The organism is Burkholderia sp. Ac-20349 (assembly GCF_017104865.1).
Taxonomy (GTDB): domain Bacteria; phylum Pseudomonadota; class Gammaproteobacteria; order Burkholderiales; family Burkholderiaceae; genus Burkholderia; species Burkholderia aenigmatica.
In genome coordinates, this window is sequence record NZ_JAAGPM010000103.1 from 1 (window position 1) to 22,515 (window position 22,515).

Sequence of the window (22,515 nt, forward strand, 5' to 3'; positions counted from 1 at the left end):
CTGGCCGGGCAGGCGGCGATCGCCCCGTCGCTCGAGCTGCCCGAACCGGCCGATCTGCCCGGCCGCCCGGTGCGGCCGCCGCTCGTCGAGCCGCGCCAGCTCGAGCGCCGCAGCATGCGTTCGCCCGAAGGGCGCGCCGTGCTGCTGCACGCGCTGGCCCATATCGAGTTCAATGCGATCAATCTGGCGCTCGACGCGGTCTGGCGTTTCGCGGGCTTGCCGGGCGCGTTCTACGCGGACTGGCTGAAGGTGGCGGCCGAGGAGGCCTATCACTTCACGCTGCTGTCCGACCGTCTGGCGGCATTCGGGCATGCGTACGGCGATTTTCCCGCGCACAACGGTCTGTGGGAGATGTGCGAGCGGACCAAGGGCGACGTGCTGGCGCGCATGGCGCTGGTACCGCGCACGCTCGAGGCCCGCGGGCTCGACGCATCGCCGCCGATCCGCGCGCGGCTCGTCCAGGCGGGCGACGATGCGTCGGCCGCGATCCTCGACGTGATCCTGCGCGACGAAATCGGCCATGTCGCGATCGGCAACCACTGGTTCCGGCATCTGTGCGACGAGGCCGGCCGCGATCCCGTGCCGACCTACCGGCAGCTCGCCGAGCAGTATCATGCGCCGCGGCTGCGGGGGCCGTTCAATTTCGATGCGCGTCGCGATGCGGGATTCGAGCAGGCCGAACTCGACGAACTGGCCGCGCAGGACGGAGCGGACGGAAGCGCGCCACGCTAGCCGGCTCGCGTTCGGGTGCGTTTCGGCGGCTGTCGGCCGTCCCGTGTGCCCGGCAGAGGGCGTTTGCCGGCGGCCCCTCGCGTCCTGGCGCCGCTAGAGCGGTGCCTCGATTGCCGGACACCGGAAGGAAGGCGTCGCCGCTATAATCGAACGATCATTCTTTTTTCTGGCGGCTGCAATGAGTGCCTCGAGTTCTGTTTCCGATTTCGTCACGGTGCGCGGCGTCAAGCTGCATGTCCGGCGCTGGGGCCGGCCCGACGCGCCGACGCTGTTCATGCTGCACGGCTGGATGGACGTCGCGGCGTCGTTCCAGTTCGTCGTCGATGCGCTCGCGGGCGACTGGCAGGTGATCGCGCCCGATGCGCGCGGTTTCGGGCTCTCCGACTGGCCGGTCGCGCGGCAGGGCGGCGGCCACTACTGGTTCCACGAATACCTCGGCGACCTCGATGCGCTCGTCGACCACTATGCGCCGACCGGCGAAGTCAACCTGGTCGGGCACAGCATGGGCGCGAACGTCGTGTGCCTGTATGCCGGCGCGCGGCCGGAGCGCGTGCGGCGCGTGGTCGATCTCGAGGGTTTCGGGCTCGCGCCCGCGCGGGCCGAGCAGGCGCCGCGCCGGCTGCGCGGCTGGCTGGACGAGTTGCGCGAACCGCCCGCGCTGCGCCCTTATGCGTCGCTCGACGACGTGGCGGCGCGCCTGACCAAGACCAATCCGCGGCTCGCGCCGCACCGCGCCGCGTTCCTCGCCGCGCACTGGTCGAAGCGCGGCGACGACGGCCAGTACCATCTGCTGGCCGACCCCGCGCACAAGATGCCTGGCCCGCAGCTGTACCGGCTCGACGAAGTGATGGCCACCTGGGCACAGGTACGCGCGAAGGTGCTGCACATCGAGGCCGTCAATTCGCCGACGCTGGCGCACATCGCCGGCGACATCCCGCTGCCGGAATTCAAGGCGCGTTTCAACGCGTTCCCCGACTGGCGCGAGAAGCTCGTCGAGGATGCCGGCCACATGGTGCATCACGACCAGCCCGAGCAGATTGCGGCGCTGATCGAGGCGTTCTGCGCGTAAGCCGCGCGGCGGCAGCGGCGGGGCAGGCGGGCGGCGCATTGCCGCGTTGCAGTAGAATGAAGCCTTACCTGCCATGCCGACAATGAACGCCGATCTCCACTGCCATTCGAATGTTTCCGACGGGTTGCTGTCGCCTGCCGATGTCGCCCGCCGCGCCCATGCCGGCGGCGTGACCCTGTGGGCGCTGACCGACCACGACGAGATCGGCGGCCAGGCGGCGGCGCGCAGCGAGGCGGAAGCGCTCGGCATGCGCTACCTGAGCGGCGTCGAGATTTCGGTCACGTGGGCGTCGCGCACCGTGCACATCGTCGGCCTGAATGTCGATCCCGCGAACCAGGTGCTCGTCGACGGCCTGTACCGTACGCGCCATGGCCGTGCGGCGCGTGCGGTGGCGATCGGCGAACAGCTCGCCACGCTCGGCATTCCCGGCGCGTACGAAGGCGCGCTGAAGTACGTGTCGAATCCCGACCTGATCTCGCGCACGCACTTCGCCCGCTTTCTCGTCGAGAACGGCCATGCCACGTCGACGTCCGATGTGTTCGATCGCATGCTCGGCGACGGCAAGCCCGGGTTCGTCCCGCACCGCTGGGCGACACTGCCCGACGCCGTCGCGTGGATTCGGGCGGCCGGCGGCGAAGCCGTGGTCGCGCATCCGGGCCGTTACCGCTATACGCCCGTCGAATTCGACGCGTTCTTCGGCGAGTTCATCGATCTGGGCGGCCGTGCGATCGAGGTCGTCACCGGCAGCCATACCCCCGATCAGTACCGCGAATACGCGGACGTCGCACGCCGCTTCGGCTTCGAAGCGTCGCGCGGCTCGGATTTCCATGCGCCAGGCGAGGGCCGTGTCGAGCTCGGCAGCCTGCCGCCGTTGCCGCCCGACCTGACACCGGTCTGGGAGCGCTGGCTCTGACACCGGGCTGCGGCCTGCCACCCGCGTTGCCTCTGGCGCGCGCGTCCGATTTTCCCCCTTTACGACCCCCCATGTCCCAGTTCTTCAGGATTCACCCGGATAATCCGCAGCCGCGCCTGATCAAGCAGGCCGTGGAAATCGTCAGCAAGGGCGGCGTGATCGCGATGCCGACCGATTCGAGCTATGCGCTCGCGTGCCATCTCGACGACAAGGACGCGGTCGAGCGCGTGCGCCGGATTCGCGGCCTCGACGAAAAGCAGCACCTGTCGCTGCTCGTGCGCGACCTGTCGGAGCTCGCCAACTTCGCGATGGTCGACAACCGCCAGTACCGGCAGATCAAGTCGGTGACGCCCGGCCCGTACGTCTTCATCCTGCAGGCGACGAAGGAAGTGCCGCGCCGGTTGTCGCACCCGTCGCGCAAGACGATCGGGCTGCGCGTGCCCGATCACGCGATCACGCTCGCGTTGCTCGAATCGCTCGGCCAGCCGTTGCTCGGCACGACGCTGATCCTGCCGCCGGACGACGAGCCGCTCAACGATCCCGAAGAAATCCGCGATCGGCTCGAGAAACAGGTCGACCTCGTGATCGACGGCGGCGCATGCCCGCGTGAGCCGTCGACGGTGATCGACCTGACCGGCGACGAGCCCGAGCTCGTGCGCGCGGGGCGCGGCGCGCTCGAGCCGTTCGGACTCTCGGCGGCGTAAGCGCGCCGTTCCATTTTTTGCGCGAGTGCGCTTGTTACAATAACGCGATATGGATGCTTCCCTGATACAGACCATCGCCGTCTACGCGCTACCCGTGATCTTCGCGATCACGTTGCACGAGGCCGCGCATGGCTACGCCGCCCGCCTGCTCGGCGACAATACCGCCTACGTGATGGGGCGCGTGTCGTTCAACCCGATGCGTCACATCGATCCGATCGGCACGATCGCGATCCCGCTCGTGATGTATTTCCTGACCGGCGGCGCGTTCCTGTTCGGCTATGCGAAGCCGGTGCCGGTGTCGTTCGGCAACCTGCGCGATCCGCGCTGGGGCAGCCTGTGGGTATCGCTCGCGGGCCCGGCCTGCAACTTCGTGCAGGCGCTGATCTGGGGCGTGCTGACGCTCGTGCTGCCTGCCGTCGGCATCGACGAGCCGTTCTTCACGCGGATGGCGTTTGCCGGCGTCAGCGCGAACCTCGTGCTCGGCGTGCTGAACCTGTTTCCGCTGCCGCCGCTCGACGGCGGCCGCATCCTGGCGGCGCTGCTGCCGACGAAGCAATCGATCGCGCTGTCGCGCATCGAGCCGTACGGCTTCATCATCGTCCTCGTGCTGGTCGCGACGGGCGTGCTGACGAACTTCTGGCTGCGCCCGCTCGTCAACGTCGGCTACGCCGTCCTGAGCGCCATCCTGTCCCCATTCGCTTCGCTTCTCTAACGACAATCATGTTCCCTGAACGTATTTTCTCCGGCATGCGGCCCACCGGGTCGCTGCACCTCGGTCACTACCACGGCGTGCTGAAAAACTGGGTGAAGCTGCAGTCCGAGTACCCGTGCTTCTTCTGCGTCGTCGACTGGCATGCGCTGACGACGCACTACGAGACTCCCGAGGTCATCGAGAAGAACGTATGGGACGTGCTGATCGACTGGCTCGCGTCCGGCATCGATCCGGCGCAGGCCACGCTGTTCATCCAGAGCAAGGTGCCCGAGCATGCCGAACTCGCGCTGTTGCTCGGCATGAGCACGCCGCTCGGCTGGCTCGAACGCGTGCCGACCTACAAGGAACAGATGGAGAAGCTGAAGGACAAGGATCTGTCGACCTACGGCTTCCTCGGCTACCCGGTGCTGATGGCGGCCGACATCCTGCTGTATCGCGGCTCGCTCGTGCCGGTCGGTGAAGACCAGGTGCCGCACGTCGAGATGACGCGCGAGATCGCACGCCGCTTCAACTACCTGTACGGCCGCGAGCCGGGCTTCGAGGAGAAGGCGCTCGATGCCGCGAAGAAGCTCGGCGGCAAGCGCGCGAAGCTCTATCACGAGCTGCGCAACGCGTATCAGCAGGAGGGCGACGACGAGGCGCTCGAACAGGCGCGTGCGATGCTGCAGGAATCGCAGAGCCTGTCGATGAGCGACCGCGAACGCCTGTTCGGCTACCTCGAAGGCGCGCGCAAGATCATCCTCGTCGAGCCGCAGGCGCTCCTCACCGAAGCATCGCGGATGCCGGGCCTCGACGGGCAGAAGATGTCGAAGTCGTACGGCAACACGATCGGCCTGCGTGAAGACGCCGAGACGATCACGAAGAAGGTCCGCACGATGCCGACCGATCCCGCGCGCGTGCGCCGCACCGATCCGGGCGATCCCGACAAGTGCCCGGTGTGGCAGCTGCACCAGGTCTATACGGACGAAGCGACGCACGACTGGGTGCAGAAGGGCTGCCGTTCGGCGGGCATCGGCTGCCTCGACTGCAAGCAGCCGGTCGTCGAAGGCATCCTGCGCGAGCAGCAGCCGATGCTCGAGCGCGCGCAGAAGTACATGGACGATCCGTCGCTGCTGCGCGCGATCGTCGCGGACGGTTGCGACAAGGCGCGCAAGTACGCGACGGAAACGATGCGCGACGTGCGTGACGCGATGGGCCTGTCGTACAACTGATCGACCGCATGAGCGCATCCGTCATCGCCGCCGCGGGCGGCCACGTCGCCCAGGCCGAGCCGTCGCGCTGGGTCGCGCAATGGTCGCGACTCGTGCCGCCAGGCGGCGCGGTGCTGGATGTCGCTGCGGGCGGCGGCCGCCATGCGCGCTGGTTCGCGTCGCACGGGCATCCGGTCGTCGCACTCGACCGCGACCCGGCCGCGCTGGCCGCGTTGCGGGCGATCCCGGGCGTCGATGCCCGCGACGCCGATCTCGAAGGCGCGCCGTGGCCGTTGCCGGCCGGCGAGCCGTTTTCGGCGGTGATCGTCACGAATTATCTGCATCGTCCGCTCTGGCCCCATCTGCTCGATGCGGTGGCGCCCGGCGGCGTGCTCATCTACGAAACCTTCGCGCAAGGAAACGAAACGGTCGGGAAACCGTCCAACCCCGCGTTCCTGCTCGCCCCGGGCGAGCTGCTGGACGCCGTGCATGGCCGCCTGCGGGTGGTCGCGTACGAGGACGGGTTCGTCGCCGCGCCGCGCGAGGCGTTCGTGCAGCGTCTCTGCGCAGTGCGCGAGGGCGCGACCCCGAAGGCGGGGGCGGGAATTCCACGTTACGAACTGCCCGGCTAATCCGCTACAATCTCAACGTTTACCGGTACATAATCTTTCGCGTTTCATGGCTAACGGCACCCAAGACGGCATTCAAATCCGCGGCAGCATCCCCGCGATCGTCACCCCGATGCTCGAAGACGGCAGTCTCGACCTGCCGGCGTTTCGCAAACTGATCGACTGGCATATCGCGGAAGGCACCGATGCGCTGGTCGTGGTCGGTACGAGCGGCGAGTCGGCAACGCTCAACGTCGAAGAGCACATCCTGATGATCCGCACGGCGGTCGAGCATGCGGCGAAACGCATCCCGATCATCGCGGGCGCGGGCGGCAACTCGACCGCCGAGGCGATCGAGCTGACGAAGCAAGCGAAGGCGGTCGGCGCGGACGCGACGCTGCAGGTCGTGCCGTACTACAACAAGCCGACGCAGGAAGGCATGTACCGTCACTTCAAGACGATCGCCGAAGCGGTCGACCTGCCGGTGATCCTGTACAACGTGCCGGGCCGCACGGTCGCCGACATGGCGAACGAGACGACGCTGCGCCTCGCGCAGGTGCCGGGCATCATCGGCGTGAAGGAAGCGACCGGCAACATCGATCGCGCCGCGCACCTGATCAAGGCCGCGCCGAAGCATTTCGCGATCTATAGCGGCGACGATCCGACCGCGATCGCGCTGATGCTGCTCGGCGGCCACGGCAACATCTCGGTGACGGCGAACGTCGCCCCGCGTGCGATGAGCGACCTGTGCCGAGCGGCGCTGGCCGGCGACGTAGAGACGGCTCGCGCGCTGCACATGAAGCTGCTGTCGTTGCACAAGAACCTGTTCATCGAGGCGAACCCGATTCCGGTGAAGTGGGCGCTGCAGGCGATGGGCAAGATGCAGGGCGGCATCCGGCTGCCGCTCACGGCGCTCGACGAGCGCTGCCACGAAGCCGTGCGTTCGGCCCTCGTCGAGGCCGGCGTCCTCGCCTGATGCCGAGGCGGCCGCGTCCTGCGGCCGCCGGCTCGAACCCTGATCAACCCGCACCGGCCGGCTCCGTCCGGCGCCGCTCCTGACGAGCGTTCTAGCAAGACGAAGGATTTCATGAAACGTTTCGCCTTTTCCTCTCGCGCCATCCAGATGTCGGTGATGGTGCTGGCGCTGGGCGCGCTCGCCGGCTGCGATACGCTGAACGACTATCTGGCCCCCGACCGGGTCAACTACAAGAACACCGGTTCGGCGCCGCCGCTCGCGGTGCCGAGCGACCTGAAGCCGGTGCCGACGACGCAGCAGTTCGTCGCGCCGCCGAGCAACGCCGGCCTCGGCACGCTGCCGCCGCGGGTCACGACGCAGGCCGGCAACGCGACCGACGGCATCCCGAGCGCGCAGGATCCGCTCGGCATGCACATCGAGCGCGACGGCGACCGCCGCTGGCTCGTCGTCGATGGCCGCACGCCCGAGCAGCTGTGGCCGATCCTGAAGGAGTTCTGGCAGGAGAACGGCTTCTCGCTGAAGACCGATGCACCGTCGACGGGCATCATGGCCACCGACTGGGCCGAAAACCGCGCGAACATCCCGGACGACTGGTTCCGCCGCACGATCGGCAAGGTCATCGATTTCGCATACTCGTCCGGCACGCGCGACCGCTTCCGTACGCTCGTGAACCGCACGTCGGACGGCAACACCGACATCTCGATCACGCACAGCGCGATGGAGGAAATGATGGTCGGCCCGCAGGGCGGCACGTCGTCGCGCTGGGAAGAGCGTCCGCGCAACCCGGTGCTCGAAGCCGTGTTCCTGTCGAAGCTGATGCAGAAGTTCGGCCTGACCGATACGCAGGCGAAGCAGCTGCTGACCGATGCGCGTCCCGCGACGGCACCGGCGCAAGTCAGCGACACGAGCAGCGGCGGCGCAACGCTGCAACTGGCCGAGTCGTTCGACCGCGCATGGCTGCGCGTGGGCCTGGCGCTCGACCGCACCAACTTCGCGGTCGACAATCGCGATCGCGAGAAGGGTGTGTACACCGTGCGCTATGCGAACACGATGGAAGAACTCAAGCGCGACGGCCTGTTCGGCAAGCTGTTCTACGGTGGTCCGTCGGCCGCGAAGCCGGGCAAGGAATTCATGGTCAACGTGCGCGCGCAGGGCAACGGCAGCACGCAGGTCGCGGTGGTCGGTGCAAACGGCCAGGTCGACAACTCGTCGGACGCGCAGCGGATCATTTCGCTGCTCCACGCGCAACTGAACTGAGCGCGTGCGATTCGCCAGCCTCGGAAGCGGCAGCGAAGGCAACGCGCTGGTCGTCGAGGCCTCGAGCGGCACGACGACCACCCGCGTGCTGCTCGACTGCGGCTTTTCTGCCAAGGAGGTCGAGCGCCGGCTCGGCCGACTGAATCTCTGCATCGGCGATCTCGATGCGATCCTCATAACCCATGAACACAGCGACCACGTCGGCAGTGCGCTGACGCTCGCCCGCCGCGCATCGCTGCCGCTCTACATGAGCTGGGGCACCGCGCGCGCGGTCGGCGCGGACGAGGCCGACGTCGATCTCCACGTGCTGTGGGGCGACGAGACGGCCGCGATCCGCGATCTGGCCGTGATGCCCTATACGGTCCCTCACGATGCGCGCGAACCGCTCCAGTTCGTCTTTATGGACGGCTCCAGCCGGCTCGGCGTGCTGACGGACGTCGGGATGGCCACGCCGCACATCACGGCCGTCCTGAGCGGCTGTGACGCGTTGGTGCTCGAATCCAACCACGACACCGCGATGCTCGCCGGGAGCCGCTATCCGCAGTCGCTGAAGGCGCGCATCGGCGGCAACCACGGTCACCTGAGCAACGACGCCGCGGCGGATATCCTCGCGTCGCTCGAACGCAGCCGCCTCCAGCACCTGGTCGCGGCGCACCTGAGCCAGCAGAACAACCTGCCGGAGCTGGTCCGCCAGGCGTTTGGCGGGGTACTGGGGACGAGCGGAGAGGACGTGATCGTGGCCACGCAGGACGCGGGCTTCGACTGGCTCACGCTCGGATGAGCGGGGCAGGGCCGCTGCGGCGGCCCGATGCGACTGCCGGGCGACACGCGCGAAAACGGCAGACGTAAAAAAACCGGCCCTCGGGCCGGTTTTTTTTCAGCTGACGCTGAGGCTTACTGGCTTGCGCCCGAAGCCGGAGCAGCCGTCGCTGCCGAAGCAGCCGACGCCACTGCAGCAGCAGCGTCGCTCGCAGCAGCCGTTGCCGACGAAGCAGCGGCCGTAGCGTCGCTCGCAGCACCGGCAACTGCCGAAGCAGCCGTCGAAGCAGCAGCAGCTGCGTCGCTTGCAGCCGACGAAGCAGCTTGATCAGCGCTCTTGTTGCAAGCAGCCAGTGCAACAGCAGCCAACAGGGAAGCTACGAGGAGGGATTTCTTCATGATCACGTCCTTTTATGGTTAAAGGTAAGCAACAGCGCGAAACAATACCGGTAATGTGCTCCAACACCGACCTGGGCCGCTGGTGGAGATGCACTTCTAGAGCGTGAATCTTCCCTACGGCTTGGGCGGAAATTATATGCACTTTCCTATCGACCGTCGACAAATGCGGGGTCAATACGTTGTCTTTCCCATACAGAATTTGATCCGTACGGGCATACGGGGCGACTCACACTAATTCCGGTTTCCGACCCGTATCCAGCCCGCACGATACCACTCGTGCAACAAGGCTGTCATTGAGGGAACCCGGGATAGTGTTACAAACCGTTTCGCCTCCATTTGGCGTTGATTGGCCAGTTCGGGCAGCCATTCGCTGGCTTGCTCGAGCGGTCCTTCCTCGCCATTTATGAAGTACGAGCGCGCGTTATACATCAATGCGGCCTTTCTGTCGAGACACACGCCGCGGCGTGACGCTTGCGTGACGAACGCGGCCTCGGACAGCGGGCGCGCCGGCGGGTCGAAAACGACGTTCGGCTTGGGTTCGCTCAGGTAGCAGCCGAGGAATTCGGCGACGTCGCGTTTGCGCCAGCGGATCGCGTCGACGATCTCGGCCACGCGCTCGACCATCGCCGGAGGCAGTTGCGCGGGCGTGTCGACGGCCGGCTGCTTCGGATCGCGGTAGAGATCGTCGCCACACGCGTCGCGCAGGCCGCCACGCTCCGCGAGATAGTACAGGAACTGGGCGCCCAGCTCGCCGGCGGACGGGGCCCGGAACCCGATCGAGCAGGTCATGCATTCGCCTTCGGCCACGCCGTCGTGCGCGATGTGCGGCGGCAGGTACAGCATGTCGCCGGGCTCGAGCACCCATTCGTCGCTCGGTTCGAAGTTCTCGAGGATCTTCAGCGGCACGTCCGGCTGCAGCGACAGGTCCTTCTGCGCACCGACACGCCAGCGGCGCCGGCCTTCGACCTGCAGCAGGAAGACGTCGTACGAATCGAAATGCGGGCCGACGCCGCCGCCGTCCGTCGCATACGAGATCATCAGGTCGTCCAGGCGCGCGTCCGGGATGAAGCGGAAGCGGTCGAGCAGCGCGCGCGCCGCGTCGACGTGCAGGTCGAGCCCCTGTACGAGCAGGGTCCAGGCCTTGCGCGTGGTGGCCGGCAGCGAGCCGGGTTCGAACGGGCCGTGCGCCAGTTGCCACTTGTTACGAAAATGGGTGATCAGTCGCGATTCCGCGTCATAGTCGGCGGCGAGCTCGAACAGCGCGTCGCGCGAGACCGGCGACGCGACGCCGGGGATCGCCTGGCGGATCAGCAGCGGCTTCTTCTGCCAGTAGCCGCGCATGAATTGCGCCGGCGTAAGACCGCCGAGCAGCGGTGTGGGAAGATCGGAAGGCGGCGCGCCGAGCGGGGCGGTAGCGGCATCCCGCGGTTCGGCTTGAGACCGGTTGCGCATCGTATAATGAGAGTTGTATTTGGGAGAATTGGATGAAAATCGCAAAAAACACCGTCGTGTCGGTCACTTACAAGCTGTCGGATGCACAGGGCAATCTGATCGAGGAAAGCGACGAGCCGATGGTCTATCTGCACGGCGGCTATGATGGCACGTTCCCCAAGATCGAGGAACAGCTCGACGGCCACGAGCCGGGCTACGAGGCGCAGGTTCAGCTCGAGCCGCAGGACGCGTTCGGCGACTACGATCCCGAACTCGTGAAGATCGAGCCGCGCGATCGTTTTCCCGAGCCGCTCGAAGTGGGCATGCAGTTCGAAGGCACGCCGGAAGACGGCGACGAGGAAGTCGATTCGCTGATCTACACGGTCACCGACATCGCTGAAGACAAGGTCGTGCTCGACGGCAACCACCCGCTGGCAGGCATGGCGCTGCGTTTCGCGCTCACCGTGAAGGACGTTCGCGAAGCCACCGAAGACGAAATCGAGCATGAGCACGCGCATGGCGCGGAAGGGCTCGAGATCGTCGACGAGGACGAAGACGAAGACGGCGAAGCACCGTCAGGGCGTACCCTGCACTGAGCTCGCAGGCAGGCCGGGCGCCGGCCCCGATGCTGGGGCGGGCGCAGGCCACGACGCGCCGCCCGGGGCGGCGCCGTCGCCCTGCAGTGGCGGCGCGACCGACGACGAGTCGGGCAGCGCCGGCAATGCGGGGATTTCCGGCATCTGCGGCAGCGGGACGTCGTCGCGCGGCACGAGCGGCAGCGCGGGCGGCACGGGCAGGTTCTTCGGCACCTCCTGCAGGCTCAGGTTGAAGATCGTCTGCCGGGCCGGCGACACGCTCACCTTGACCCACTGATTCGTCGGATGGCGCGGTCCGATCGCGACGCGCGTCACGTTCCCGATCAGTTCACCGTCGTCCGCACGCAGCGGGCGGTCGATCAGAAAGCCGTTCGCCAGCGGTTCGCCGCTCGCGTGCATCACGAGTATCGGGCCGCGGAACGTCGCCGCCGCCTTCACCAGCGTTCGTTTCAACTCACGGAAGCCGTCGCGCACGCGCGGCCGGTTGAAACGCAGCCATGCGAAGCGTTCCGCGCGTTCATAGCGTTCGAATTGCGGATCGCCTTCGAATATCACCACCATCGCACGTGCCTCGCGTCGCTTCGCGTATTCGGCCGAGTGGTCGATCCAGAAACCGTTCGCGATGATGCGATCCTCGAACTCGCCGTTGCGGCCGCCGGCCGTCAGGTAGTGGTTGTTCGGCGCCGGCGCGTTGAGCGCGACGTAGACGATGTCGTCGCGCATCCAGCGTGCGTTCTCCCGATACGGCCGGAACCGTGCGACTTCGCTTTCCCGCGTGATCTGCAGCGCGCCGGGGTCGGGCAGCGCCGAATCGGCGAGCAGCGTCTGCCGCAGGAAATCGAGCCGCTCGACCGGATCGTAGCCGCCGCCGGCCGCGGTGTTGCACGTTACCCAGTCGTCGTGACCGGGAATGAACACGAGCGGTACGCGTGCCGCATCCAGGATCGCGCCGCGCTGCGAATACAGTGCATCGCGGCACGCTTCCTTCGAACCCTTGAGATCGCCCGCATAGACGACGAACGCGAGGTTGCGCTCGCGCGCGATCGCATCGAGCAGCCGCTGGGCGGCCGGCTCGTCCGCCGGGGTGTTGATCACGCCCGACACGACTGCGAACGAGTAGGGCGCGGTGCTGCGCTTCGGCGGCGCCGCCACCGCGGCGGCCTGCGCGAGCGCGAGCACGGCGGCGCCGAGCGCGGCGGCGGTGCGAGCCGGCAGGCCGCGCGGGATGCGCTTACGCGTGCCCGTCGGCATCGTGCGACCGGACCAGCGTGCGCAGTTCGTACAGCAGGTCGAGCGCCTCGCGCGGCTTCAGATCGTCGGGATCGATGTCGCGGAGTTTTTCGAGCGCCGGATGCGGCGTATTGGGCAGCGCAGGCGCGTCTGCGCATTCGAGATCGTCGGCGGCTACCGGCGGCGCGCTGAACAGGTCGAGCTGCGGCGTGTGTTGCGACGCCGACTGTTGTTCGAGATACGCGAGGTGCTTGCGCGCGGCGCGGATCACGGGCGCCGGAACGCCTGCGAGCTGCGCGACCTGCAGGCCGTAACTCTGGTTGGCCGGGCCTTCGTTGACCGCGTGCAGGAACACGATGCCGTGGCCGTGCTCGACGGCTGACAGGTGGACGTTGGCCGCTTGCGGGAATTCGGCCGGCAGTTGCGTCAGCTCGAAGTAGTGCGTCGCGAACAGCGTGTAGCACGTGTTGTGCGCCAGCAGGTGGCGCGCGATGGCCCACGCGAGCGCGAGGCCGTCGAACGTCGACGTGCCGCGGCCGATTTCGTCCATCAGCACGAGGCTTTGCGGCGTCGCGTCGTTGAGGATCGCCGCGGCTTCGGTCATCTCGACCATGAACGTCGAGCGGCCGCCTGCGAGATCGTCCGCCGCGCCGATGCGCGTGAAGATCCGGTCGATCGGGCCGAAGCATGCCGACTTGGCCGGCACGTAGCTGCCGACATAAGCCATCAGTGCGATCAACGCGGTCTGCCGCATGAACGTCGACTTGCCGCCCATGTTCGGGCCGGTGATCAGCAGCAGCTTGCGCTCGGTGCCGAAGCGGCAGTCGTTCGCGATGAACTGTTCGACCTGCGCTTCGACGACCGGATGGCGGCCCTGTTCGATTTCGATGCCGATCTCGTCGGTGAAGGTCGGCGCGACCCAGTCGAGTGCGCGGGCGCGTTCGGCGAATGCGGCGAGCAGGTCGAGTTCGGCGAGCGCCGACGCGACGCGCTGGCACTCGGGGATGAACGGCAGCAGCGCCTGCAGCACCGCGTCGTACAGCGCGCGCTCGCGTGCCAGTGCGCGCTCCTGGGCGGACAGTGCTTTGTCCTCGAAGGTCTTCAGCTCGGGCGTGATGTAGCGCTCGGCATTCTTCAGCGTCTGGCGGCGGCGGTAATCGTCGGGCACCTTGTCGGTCTGGCCGCGCGTGACCTCGATGTAGAAGCCGTGCACCTTGTTGTATTCGACGCGCAGGTTTGCGATGCCGGTGCGCGTGCGCTCGCGCGCCTCGAGATCGATCAGGAACTGCCCGCAGTTCTCCGAGATGTCGCGCAGCTCGTCCAGCTCGGCGTCGTAGCCGCGTGCGATGACACCGCCGTCGCGCACCATCGCGGCCGGCTCGGGCGCAATGGCGCTCGTCAGCAGGTCGAGGCATTCGGCGGGCGGTGCGAGTGCTGCATCGACGCGGGTGAGTGCGTCTGCATTGGCGACGATCGCGCTGATGCGCTCGCGCAGTGCCGGCAGCGCGGCGAACGTGTCGCGCAGGCTCGACAGGTCGCGCGGGCGTGCGGACAGCAACGCGAGGCGCCCGGTGATCCGTTCGACGTCGGCGATCTGGCGCAGCGCGCTGCGCAGCGCGTCGAGGCTTGCGTTTGCCGGTGCATCGAGCAGCGCGCCGATCGCCTGCTGGCGCGACTGCGCGGCGACCGACGCGCGCGGCGGGTGATGCAGCCAGTGGCGCAGCAGGCGGCTGCCCATCGTCGTGCAGCAGGTGTCGAGCAGCGAATACAGGGTCGGCGACTCGGTACCGCGCAACGTTTCGGTCAGTTCGAGGTTGCGGCGCGTGGCCGGATCGAGCCCGATGTACTCGGTTTCGTTCTCGACCTTCAGGCTGCGCACGTGCCGCAGCTGCTGGCCCTGCGTGGCGGCCGCGTAGAGCAGCAGCGCGCCGGCTGCGCCGCATGCGCTCGTCAGCGAATGCGCGCCGAAACCGTCGAGGCTCGCGACGTCGAGCTGGTCGCACAGGCGTTGCGTGCCCGATGCGATGTCGAAGTGCCATGCCGGTACGCGCTTGCTTGCGCCCGCGCCTGCGGGGACAGCATCGGTCGCGCCGTCCGGCGTCAGGATCTCGGCCGGCCGGATGCGCTCGAGCGCGGCAGCGAGCTGTTCGGGTTCGATTTCGGCAAGCCGCAGCGCGCCGCTGGCGAGGTTCAGCCACGCGAGGCCGACATTGACCGCGACGCCGCGCTTGTTGTGGCCCGTGCACATCGCAAGCAGGTAGACGTCGTTCTTGTCGGACAGCAGCGCGGCATCGGTCAGCGTGCCGGGCGTGACGACGCGCACGACCTTGCGCTCGACGGGGCCCTTCGACGTGGCCGGATCGCCGATCTGCTCGCAGATCGCGACCGATTCGCCCATCTTCACGAGCTTGGCGAGATACTGCTCGACTGCGTGATGCGGTACGCCCGCCATCTTGATCGGTGTGCCGGCCGATGCGCCGCGTTGCGTGAGGGTCAGGTCGAGCAGGCGTGCGGCTTTCTCCGCGTCTTCGAAGAACAGCTCGTAGAAGTCGCCCATCCGGTAGAAGACGAGCGTGTCGGGATGGTCGGCCTTGATGCGCAGGTACTGCTGCATCATTGGAGTGTGGCCGGCGAAGGCGTCGGGCGACAGCGTGGTCATAAGTCAGGCGTGAAGTTGTTGCTTTGGTTGCCCGAGTTTACCAGTGGCTTCGATGTACACGCGCGAAGTTGGCTGTTTGGCCAGTTGTCCGTGACGACGAGCGGCAACTGTCGGCCGATAGCGGCGGTTCGACATCATGGTTCACTTCGTCAACAATTGCGTCTTGCGTCGGCACGCCATCGATGGGTAACCCAATGCGAACCACGGAAATGCCGGAACCCCGCCTCGGGGCCATCGTCGTGCTCAACGGCCCGAGCAGCGCCGGCAAAAGCACGCTGTCCAGGTTTCTGTGCGAAAACCTGGACGAGCATCATTTGCACGTCGAGCTGGATGTGTTTCGAAACATGGAGCCGCCCAACTATTGGGCGGTCGAGAAGCCGTTGGTGCAGATTCGTGTGGCCGCGCTGTGCCGGGCGATCAACGCCACCGCGGCCACCTTTTCCAGGCACGGCCAGCCGGTGATCGTCGATCATGTCTTGTCGACCGACGCGTGGCGCTACATGCTTGAAGATCTTGTCGGCCTGCCGGTATTCATCGTCGGCGTTTTTTGTGCGCTCGACGTGCTGATCGATCGCGAGCGTATGCGTGGTGATCGCAAGATCGGACTGGCCGAGTCTCAATACGACGCGATTCATGCCGGTCGCCACTACGATCACGTCGTGGACACGTCGTCGGCAAACGAGATCGATTGCGGTCAGGCCGTTCTGAAGTGGCTACAAAGCGGGCCGGTTCCTGCCGCCTTCCCGAAAATGCACCGGGAGTTTTTCGGTCACTCAGGTGACGCGGCTGTTGGCTAGCAACAGCCGATCCCGAAAAGGCGAGCGCAGGTTCAGGGCCATACCTTGTCGGGCAAGATACAGGTGCGGCTGCATCGTCCGGGCGTGGCCTGCAGAGGCCCGCCTGACTCGGCGCGCGAACCGCCGCGCGCCGACCCTCTCCGGCACCTCAGGCCGTTTGCGCCGACGTCATGCTGAGCGCCACCGCCTGCGCGACTTCGATGCCGTCGATGGCTGCCGAATAGATACCACCGGCATACCCCGCACCTTCACCCGCCGGATACAGGCCTTCGACGTTCATGCTCTGGTAATCGTCCTTGCGTCGAATCCGGATCGGTGACGAAGTGCGCGTCTCGACACCGGTGAGCACCGCATCGTGCATCGCGAAGCCGGCGATCTTCTTGTCGATCTGCGGAAGGGCTTCGCGGATCGCTTCGATCACGTAGTCCGGCAGCGCGGTGCTCAGATCGGTCGGGTTCACGCCCGGCTTGTACGACGGCTCCACGGAGCCGAGCGACGTCGACGGCCGGCCGGCGATGAAGTCGCCGACCAGCTGGCCCGGCGCGCGGTAATCGCCGCCGCCGAGTTCGAACGCGCGCTCTTCCCATTTGCGCTGGAACGCGATGCCGGCCAGCGGGCCGCCAGGGTAGTCGTCCGGCGTGATGCCGACGACGATGCCCGCATTCGCGTTGCGCTCGGCCCGCGAATACTGGCTCATGCCGTTGGTGACCACGCGGCCCGGCTCGGAGGTGGCCGCGACCACCGTGCCGCCCGGGCACATGCAGAAGCTGTAGACGGCCCGGCCATTGCTGCAGTGGTGGACCACCTTGTAGTCGGCCGCGCCGAGCTGCTTGTGGCCCGCGAACTTGCCAAAGCGGCTGCGATCGATCAGCCCCTGCGGATGTTCGATACGAAAACCCAGCGAGAACGGCTTGGCTTCGACATAGACGCCGCGGTCGTGCAGCATCTGGAAGGTGTCGCGCGCGCTGTGGCCCACGGCCAGCACCACGTGGTCGCACCGCAGCGTTTCGCCGTTCGAGAGCGTCAGCGAGCGTACCTTGCCCTGATCGATCTCGATGTCGTCGACCCGCGTTTCGAAACGCACTTCGCCACCCAGTTCGTGGATGGACGCACGCATCTTTTCCACCATGCTGACGAGGCGGAACGTGCCGATGTGCGGCCGGCTCAGGTACAGGATGTCTTCCGGTGCGCCTGCCTTGACGAATTCGTCCAGCACCTTGCGGCCGTAGTGGTTCGGATCCTTGATCTGGCTGTACAGCTTGCCATCGGAAAACGTCCCGGCTCCGCCTTCGCCGAACTGCACGTTGGATTCGGGATTGAGCACGCTCTTGCGCCACAGGCCGAACGTGTCCTTGGTGCGTTCGCGCACGGCCTTGCCGCGTTCGAGGATGATCGGGCGGAACCCCATCTGCGCGAGGATCAGCCCCGCGAACAGGCCGCACGGCCCCATGCCGATCACGACCGGGCGCAGGAAATTACCGTGCTCGGGTGCTTTCGTGACGAAGTGGTACGCCATGTCGGGCGTCACGCCGCAATGCGGCTGGCCGGCGAGGCGCTTGATCGCGGCCGCTTCGTCCGTCACTTCGACATCGACGATATACGTGAGCTTGATGTCGGCGCGCTTGCGCGCATCGTGTGCGCGGCGGAACACGGTGTAACGGAGAAGCCCGTCTGCGGCCACGCCAAGCTCCGCGAGGCGCGCGCGAATCGCGGCCTCGAGCGCGCTTTCGGGGTGGTCGAGGGGGAGTTTAATTTCGCTTAGCCGTAACATGGGGACTCGGATGCGATTGCCACGGCGTCGTGGCGGTGTTGATACGGGCGGGGGCAGGCCGGCGGTGTTGTCCGCCGTGCGGGCATGCCGGACGCAAACCATTCATTGTCATTGCGGGATGCGCGGTGCAGGCGACAGTACGCGGACCGGCCCGAACAACTCAAGCAACTTCAGGATAGGCGCACGAAGCGGCCCTTGTGCGGGAAGATTGTCCCGCCTCCCGGCAACCGGGAGGCGAACGACGCATCGTCATGACGATGCCCGCGAGCGGTGTGCGCGAAAGCCGCGCCATGCAGGCGCGGCCGGGGCTTACTCCGCCGCCGGATGCACGCGGGTGTAACCCTTCAGGATCGGGATCATCTGCGCGTAGATCTTCGGGTTCGCGGCGACGATTTCATGGCGATGCAGGAAATCGGCGTCGCCCGTGTAGTTGCCGACGAGGCCGCCGGCCTCGGTGATCAGCAGGCTGCCCGCAGCCATGTCCCACACGTTGATGCCCTGTTCGAAGAACGCGTCGAGGCGGCCGGCCGCGACGTTCGCGAGATCGAGTGCTGCGGCGCCCGGGCGGCGCAGGCCCGTGCAGGCTTGCGTCATTTCGGTGAAGAGGCGCGCGTAGGCATCGAGGCCGTCCTTTTCACGGAACGGGAAGCCCGTGCCGACCAGTGCGTCCGACAGGCGGTCGCGGCGGCCGACGCGGATGCGGCGGTCGTTCAGGTACGCGCCGCGGCCGCGGGTGGCCGTGAACAGGTCGTTCTTGTTCGGGTCGTAGACGACTGCCTGCGTGACGACGCCCTTGTGCTCGAGCGCGATCGATACGCAGTAGTACGGGAAGCCGTGGATGAAGTTGGTCGTGCCGTCGAGCGGATCGATGATCCACTTGAATTCGGATTCGTTCTCCGATTCGCCCGATTCTTCCGCGAGGATCGCGTGGTCGGGGTAGGCGGTCTTCAGCGTCTCGATGATCGCGTCTTCGGCGGCCTTGTCCACTTCGGTGACGAAGTCGTTCTGCTGTTTCTTGCGGATCTCGATCAGGTCGAGATCGAGGGACGCGCGATTGATGATCTGTCCGGCGCGGCGCGCAGCCTTGACAGCAATGTTGAGCATGGGATGCATGAGCCTGGATCCTGTAGCCGGCGGCACGGGCCGCCACGAAGTGGAACAACCGCCTGGCACGGCGCAAACGTGGCAGGCGAGGTGAGACGCGAATTGACAAAGAACGGGGTACGACCCGCGCCGCACGAAGTGCGACGCGTAAAGGCATGATTTTACCCGATTTTCGGCGGTTTCAGGCGACCGGAATACGGGGAAACCCCCACTATCCGTCCGGACGAGTGGGTTTGCCGCGGCGATGGCGATACCATACTGCCATTCTGATGAACCGAGTCGTATCGTAGTGGAAACTCCGCAGAACACCGCCGCGCCGTCCGAGCCGGGCGCGGCCTCGTCCCGGCCGCCGTCCGGCGGCTTCACGTCCACCCGTTTCGTGCTCGTCGAGCCGAGCCATCCCGGCAATGTCGGGGCGGCCGCCCGCGCGCTGAAAACGATGGGTTTTTCGCGTCTCGTGCTGGTCGCGCCGCGCGTGCCGCACGTGCAGAGCGATCCCGAGGCGATCGCGATGGCCAGCGGCGCGGACGACGTCCTCGCGTCCGCGCATGTCGTGCCGACGCTCGGCGACGCGCTGTCCGGCGTTCACTGGTCGATTGCGCTGACCGCACGCACGCGCGAATACGGGCCGCCGCGTCTCGCGCCGCGTGCAGCCGCCACGCAGGCGTGCGCACAGGTCGGCACGGGCGACATCGCGCTCGTGTTCGGCAACGAGCGCACGGGCCTCGCGAACGAGCATGTCGAGCAGTGCAGCGCGCTGGCGCACATCCCGGCGAACCCGGCCTACAGTTCGCTGAATCTCGCCCAGGCCGTGCAGGTGCTCGCGTACGAGTTGCGCGTCGCGTTTCTCGAACAGGCGAGCGAGCCGTCGGCGCAACCGTCGGGCGAAGCCGGCACGCTTGCACAGAGCGACGAGATCGAGCGGATGTACGTGCACCTCGAGAACGCGCTGATCGCGCTCGATTTCCTCGATCCGCGCAACCCGAAGAAGCTGATGCCACGGCTGCGGCGCCTGTTCGCGCGCACGGGCCTCGAGCGCGAGGAGGTCAATATCCTGCGCGGCGTCGCGAAGCACATCCTGCTGAAATCGGGCAAACCGGGCGGCGACGCGTAAGCGGCCGGCGCACCGGCTGACGGATGTCGCGGCGCGCGGGGAACCTCCCCGTCGGGCAGGTGCTACGCTGTCCGCGGGAATCGCCGCGGCCGATCGCTCCACCTGGTCGACCCTTCCGCAAACGCCCCGCAGCAATCGTTCCGCCCGAATACCCGCGCCGGCGGCGGGGTGAACGCGCGGGCTCGTGCGGCCGTGCGCGACTCGCCCTACAATCGCCGAACGTCATAAGTAAATTACCCGGCGCGATAACGGCCGGCCATTGCCGGCGATGCGCGCCGGCCTTTTCCCAGACCACATCATGTTCACGAGACTGCGCGAAGACGTTGCAACGATTCGCGAGCGGGATCCCGCCGCTCGCAGTGCATGGGAAGTGCTGACCTGTTATCCGGGGTTGCATGCGCTCGTGCTGCATCGTTTCGCGCACGCATGCTGGCGCGTGAAGCGCTACTGGCTCGCGCGTTTCGCGTCGCAGGCCGGCCGATTCCTGACAGGCATCGAAATCCACCCCGGTGCGACGATCGGCCGGCGCGTGTTCATCGATCACGGCATGGGTGTCGTGATCGGCGAGACGGCGATCGTCGGCGACGACTGCACGATCTATCAGGGCGTGACGCTGGGCGGCACGTCGCTCACGCGCGGCGCCAAGCGCCATCCGACGCTCGAAGCCGGCGTGATCGTCGGTGCGGGCGCGAAGGTGCTCGGCAGTTTCACCGTCGGGGCGGGCGCGAAGATCGGTTCGAACGCGGTTGTCGTGAAGCCGGTGCCGGCGGGCGGCACGGCAGTCGGCAATCCGGCGCGCATCGTGATGCCGGCACAGCCGAAGCCGCAGCCCGAACGCGCGGCGTTCTGCGCATACGGGATCACGCCGAATGCCGACGATCCGATGTCGCTCGCGATTCACGGGCTGATCGATCATGCGGCGAAGGAAAGCCGCCGCGTCGACGAGATCGTCGCGGCGCTCGAGCGGCTCGGCACGCATCTGGAAACGCTGCAGGGCGCCGACGCGGCGCGCCTCGATCTGCGCCGGCTGTCGGCCGTGCTGGAAGGCAAGTCGGTCGAACGCCAGGCGTAATTCAGCGGAGGCCCGCGGCCGCCGGTCGGTGAGGCAACCGCGGCGTCAGTCGAGCGGCATCGCGTGGATGCCTTCCGCATCGACGCGCAGGTAGCCGCCACGCGGCTTGCCGTGGTCGAGATCCCAGTCGGGCAACACCCAGCGGATGCCGCCCGGTTCGGCGTGGCTCGCGGGGCGGTGCGTGTGGCCGTGAATGATCACGCTCGCGCGGCTTTTCCGGAACAGCGCGGCCACGCCTTCACGCGTGACATCGTAAATCGCCGAGGCAGGGCGCATCCGGCCCGCTTCGCTGTTCGAGCGCATGCGCTGCGCGAGCGCGCGGCGCCAGCGGAACGGCCAGGCGAGAAACAGCCATTGCGCGATGCGGTTGCGTGCGAAGCGGCGGAACAGCTGGTAGCCGCGGTCGGCCGTGCATTGCGCGTCGCCGTGCGCGAGCACGATGCGCTGGCCGAACGCCATGATCAGCGAAGGGTCGGGCAGCAGCATTGCACCGGCTGCCTTCATGAAGCGCCGGCCGAGCAGGAAATCGCGGTTGCCGTGCATCACGTAGAGCGCGATGCCGCGCTCCGAGAACGTATGCATCAGCGCGGCCATGCGTGCTGCAAACGGATCGTCGTCGAGGATGTCGTCGCCGATCCAGTATTCGAACAGGTCGCCGAGGATGAACACCGAGTCGGCGCTGTCGGCGGTGTATTTCACGAAATGCTCGAACGCGGCGACCGTCTTCGGAATCGCTTCGCTCAGGTGCAGATCGGAGAGAAACAGGAACGGGCGTGCGGCTTGCGCGTATTCGCGCTCGCCCGGCACGCCCGCGGAGACGCTTCGCGGCGGACTCTCCTGCAACATCGAAGTGTCTCCGTATCCGTGCGTCAGACCACGACGGCCTTTTCGATCACGACGTCGTCAGCCGGCACGTCCTGGTGGAAACCAGCGTTGCCCGTCTTGACGCCCTTGATCTTGTCGACCACGTCCTGGCCTTCGACGACCTTGCCGAACACCGCGTAGCCCCAGCCCTGCGGCGTCGGCGACGAGTGGTTCAGGAAGTCGTTGTCGTTCACGTTGATGAAGAACTGGGCGGTCGCCGAGTGCGGATCGTTCGTGCGCGCCATCGCGACCGTGTAGTTGTCGTTCTTCAGGCCGTTGTTCGCCTCGTTGTCGATCGGCGCATCGGTCGGCTTCTGCTTCAGGCCCGGCTCGAAGCCGCCGCCCTGGATCATGAAGCCGTTGATCACGCGATGGAACACGGTGCCGTCGTAGTGGCCCTTCTTCACATAGTTCAGGAAGTTTTCGACCGTCTTCGGTGCCTTCGCGGCGTCGAGCTCGAGCTTGATCACGCCGTGGTTCGTATGCAGTTCAACCATGATGAATTCCTTCGGTAAGGCGGTTTAAATGGCACGCGGCCGGTCGTGCGACGCGGCCGCG

22 protein-coding genes are annotated in these 22,515 nt (G+C 66.9%); 14 read left to right on the top strand and 8 right to left on the bottom strand.

The genetic code is table 11. The annotated features are described in order from the left end of the window. The 10 genes from G3N61_RS27440 to G3N61_RS27485 all read left to right on the top strand — a co-directional run. Positions 1-732, top strand: a 732-nt coding sequence (locus tag G3N61_RS27440; RefSeq protein WP_205824049.1) for a ferritin-like domain-containing protein, incomplete at its 5' end; no start/stop codon positions are given. Positions 733-910: 178 nt separating this feature from the next. After that, the gene (locus G3N61_RS27445) at positions 911-1,801 is read left to right on the top strand and encodes an alpha/beta hydrolase (protein ID WP_089450877.1); all 891 of its coding nucleotides are present in this window, start codon (positions 911-913) and stop codon (positions 1,799-1,801) included. Between the two features lie 82 nt (positions 1,802-1,883). Then, a complete protein-coding gene (locus G3N61_RS27450) occupies positions 1,884-2,714 on the top strand; it encodes a 3',5'-nucleoside bisphosphate phosphatase (protein WP_041493101.1) in 831 nt (276 codons plus the stop codon). A 71-nt stretch (positions 2,715-2,785) separates the two neighbouring features. Beyond that, complete coding sequence (locus G3N61_RS27455) at positions 2,786-3,418, top strand: L-threonylcarbamoyladenylate synthase (RefSeq protein WP_043190290.1); 633 nt, start codon at positions 2,786-2,788, stop codon at positions 3,416-3,418. Between the two features lie 49 nt (positions 3,419-3,467). Beyond that, on the top strand, positions 3,468-4,130 hold the full coding sequence (locus G3N61_RS27460) for a site-2 protease family protein (RefSeq protein ID WP_043190288.1): 663 nt from the start codon (positions 3,468-3,470) through the stop codon (positions 4,128-4,130). An 8-nt stretch (positions 4,131-4,138) separates the two neighbouring features. Beyond that, a complete protein-coding gene (locus G3N61_RS27465; protein WP_011352534.1) occupies positions 4,139-5,341 on the top strand; it encodes a tryptophan--tRNA ligase in 1,203 nt (400 codons plus the stop codon). Positions 5,342-5,349: 8 nt separating this feature from the next. Beyond that, entirely contained in the window at positions 5,350-5,952 is a 603-nt protein-coding gene (locus tag G3N61_RS27470) for a class I SAM-dependent methyltransferase (RefSeq protein WP_205824050.1), read from the top strand. 46 nt (positions 5,953-5,998) lie between these two features. Then, a complete protein-coding gene (dapA, locus tag G3N61_RS27475; RefSeq protein ID WP_043190283.1) occupies positions 5,999-6,904 on the top strand; it encodes a 4-hydroxy-tetrahydrodipicolinate synthase in 906 nt (301 codons plus the stop codon). Positions 6,905-7,015: 111 nt separating this feature from the next. Further along, on the top strand, positions 7,016-8,161 hold the full coding sequence (gene bamC, locus G3N61_RS27480; RefSeq protein ID WP_043190281.1) for an outer membrane protein assembly factor BamC: 1,146 nt from the start codon (positions 7,016-7,018) through the stop codon (positions 8,159-8,161). Positions 8,162-8,165: 4 nt separating this feature from the next. Continuing rightward, entirely contained in the window at positions 8,166-8,942 is a 777-nt protein-coding gene (locus tag G3N61_RS27485) for an MBL fold metallo-hydrolase (RefSeq protein WP_043190279.1), read from the top strand. 306 nt (positions 8,943-9,248) lie between these two features. Here G3N61_RS27485 and G3N61_RS40330 read toward each other — a convergent pair whose 3' ends face one another. Next, the gene (locus tag G3N61_RS40330; RefSeq protein WP_075122947.1) at positions 9,249-9,494 is read right to left on the bottom strand and encodes a hypothetical protein; all 246 of its coding nucleotides are present in this window, start codon (positions 9,492-9,494) and stop codon (positions 9,249-9,251) included. Between the two features lie 56 nt (positions 9,495-9,550). Next, positions 9,551-10,771, bottom strand: coding sequence for a cupin domain-containing protein (locus G3N61_RS27490; protein WP_043190275.1), 1,221 nt, complete (start codon positions 10,769-10,771; stop codon positions 9,551-9,553). Between the two features lie 32 nt (positions 10,772-10,803). On the opposite strand from G3N61_RS27490, the gene G3N61_RS27495 reads away from it, so the two are divergent. Then, complete coding sequence (locus G3N61_RS27495; protein WP_027786990.1) at positions 10,804-11,346, top strand: peptidylprolyl isomerase; 543 nt, start codon at positions 10,804-10,806, stop codon at positions 11,344-11,346. Here the strand turns inward: G3N61_RS27495 and G3N61_RS27500 are convergent. Together G3N61_RS27500 and mutS are read right to left on the bottom strand one after the other, a co-directional pair. After that, positions 11,326-12,597 (bottom strand): hypothetical protein, encoded by a 1,272-nt coding sequence (locus G3N61_RS27500; RefSeq protein ID WP_205824051.1) that lies wholly within the window; start codon positions 12,595-12,597, stop codon positions 11,326-11,328. The two genes, G3N61_RS27495 and G3N61_RS27500, sit on opposite strands and share 21 nt — an antisense overlap. Then, a complete protein-coding gene (gene mutS, locus G3N61_RS27505) occupies positions 12,578-15,235 on the bottom strand; it encodes a DNA mismatch repair protein MutS (RefSeq protein ID WP_205824052.1) in 2,658 nt (885 codons plus the stop codon). Before mutS ends, G3N61_RS27500 begins: the two co-directional genes overlap by 20 nt. 194 nt (positions 15,236-15,429) lie before the next feature. Between mutS and G3N61_RS27510 the strand changes: the two genes are divergently transcribed. After that, positions 15,430-16,032: an AAA family ATPase gene (locus G3N61_RS27510; RefSeq protein ID WP_205824053.1), complete on the top strand. Its 603-nt coding sequence runs from the start codon at positions 15,430-15,432 to the stop codon at positions 16,030-16,032. Positions 16,033-16,180: 148 nt separating this feature from the next. Here the strand turns inward: G3N61_RS27510 and G3N61_RS27515 are convergent, their stop codons facing one another. After that, on the bottom strand, positions 16,181-17,803 hold the full coding sequence (locus tag G3N61_RS27515) for an NAD(P)/FAD-dependent oxidoreductase (RefSeq protein ID WP_089450872.1): 1,623 nt from the start codon (positions 17,801-17,803) through the stop codon (positions 16,181-16,183). A 309-nt stretch (positions 17,804-18,112) separates the two neighbouring features. Further along, a complete protein-coding gene (locus G3N61_RS27520; protein WP_011352522.1) occupies positions 18,113-18,916 on the bottom strand; it encodes an inositol monophosphatase family protein in 804 nt (267 codons plus the stop codon). A 280-nt stretch (positions 18,917-19,196) separates the two neighbouring features. Here G3N61_RS27520 and G3N61_RS27525 point away from each other — a divergent pair, with 280 nt between their 5' ends. Then, positions 19,197-20,021, top strand: coding sequence for an RNA methyltransferase (locus tag G3N61_RS27525; protein WP_089450871.1), 825 nt, complete (start codon positions 19,197-19,199; stop codon positions 20,019-20,021). 268 nt (positions 20,022-20,289) lie between these two features. After that, positions 20,290-21,093 carry a serine O-acetyltransferase gene (gene cysE / locus G3N61_RS27530; RefSeq protein WP_089450870.1) on the top strand — a complete coding sequence of 268 codons (804 nt, stop codon included), beginning with the start codon at positions 20,290-20,292 and terminating at the stop codon, positions 21,091-21,093. Positions 21,094-21,138: 45 nt separating this feature from the next. On the opposite strand, the gene G3N61_RS27535 is transcribed toward cysE, so the two are convergent. Both G3N61_RS27535 and G3N61_RS27540 read right to left on the bottom strand, forming a co-directional pair. Continuing rightward, the gene (locus tag G3N61_RS27535) at positions 21,139-21,939 is read right to left on the bottom strand and encodes a UDP-2,3-diacylglucosamine diphosphatase (RefSeq protein WP_175034068.1); all 801 of its coding nucleotides are present in this window, start codon (positions 21,937-21,939) and stop codon (positions 21,139-21,141) included. Between the two features lie 23 nt (positions 21,940-21,962). Further along, a complete protein-coding gene (locus tag G3N61_RS27540; RefSeq protein ID WP_011352518.1) occupies positions 21,963-22,454 on the bottom strand; it encodes a peptidylprolyl isomerase in 492 nt (163 codons plus the stop codon). Positions 22,455-22,515: the final 61 nt, after the last annotated feature.

Coding starts and splice junctions, on each gene's coding strand:
- G3N61_RS27460 (WP_043190288.1), top strand. CDS start 3,468: ATGGATGCTTCCCTGATACAGACCATCGCCGTCTACGCGCTACCCGTG.
- G3N61_RS27490 (WP_043190275.1), bottom strand. CDS start 10,771: ATGCGCAACCGGTCTCAAGCCGAACCGCGGGATGCCGCTACCGCCCCG.
- dapA (WP_043190283.1), top strand. CDS start 5,999: ATGGCTAACGGCACCCAAGACGGCATTCAAATCCGCGGCAGCATCCCC.
- G3N61_RS27535 (WP_175034068.1), bottom strand. CDS start 21,939: ATGTTGCAGGAGAGTCCGCCGCGAAGCGTCTCCGCGGGCGTGCCGGGC.
- G3N61_RS27495 (WP_027786990.1), top strand. CDS start 10,804: ATGAAAATCGCAAAAAACACCGTCGTGTCGGTCACTTACAAGCTGTCG.
- G3N61_RS27515 (WP_089450872.1), bottom strand. CDS start 17,803: ATGTTACGGCTAAGCGAAATTAAACTCCCCCTCGACCACCCCGAAAGC.
- mutS (WP_205824052.1), bottom strand. CDS start 15,235: ATGACCACGCTGTCGCCCGACGCCTTCGCCGGCCACACTCCAATGATG.
- G3N61_RS27500 (WP_205824051.1), bottom strand. CDS start 12,597: ATGCCGACGGGCACGCGTAAGCGCATCCCGCGCGGCCTGCCGGCTCGC.
- G3N61_RS27520 (WP_011352522.1), bottom strand. CDS start 18,916: ATGCATCCCATGCTCAACATTGCTGTCAAGGCTGCGCGCCGCGCCGGA.
- G3N61_RS27540 (WP_011352518.1), bottom strand. CDS start 22,454: ATGGTTGAACTGCATACGAACCACGGCGTGATCAAGCTCGAGCTCGAC.
- bamC (WP_043190281.1), top strand. CDS start 7,016: ATGAAACGTTTCGCCTTTTCCTCTCGCGCCATCCAGATGTCGGTGATG.
- G3N61_RS27450 (WP_041493101.1), top strand. CDS start 1,884: ATGAACGCCGATCTCCACTGCCATTCGAATGTTTCCGACGGGTTGCTG.
- cysE (WP_089450870.1), top strand. CDS start 20,290: ATGCGCGCCGGCCTTTTCCCAGACCACATCATGTTCACGAGACTGCGC.
- G3N61_RS27510 (WP_205824053.1), top strand. CDS start 15,430: ATGCGAACCACGGAAATGCCGGAACCCCGCCTCGGGGCCATCGTCGTG.
- G3N61_RS27470 (WP_205824050.1), top strand. CDS start 5,350: ATGAGCGCATCCGTCATCGCCGCCGCGGGCGGCCACGTCGCCCAGGCC.
- G3N61_RS27465 (WP_011352534.1), top strand. CDS start 4,139: ATGTTCCCTGAACGTATTTTCTCCGGCATGCGGCCCACCGGGTCGCTG.
- G3N61_RS27455 (WP_043190290.1), top strand. CDS start 2,786: ATGTCCCAGTTCTTCAGGATTCACCCGGATAATCCGCAGCCGCGCCTG.
- G3N61_RS27445 (WP_089450877.1), top strand. CDS start 911: ATGAGTGCCTCGAGTTCTGTTTCCGATTTCGTCACGGTGCGCGGCGTC.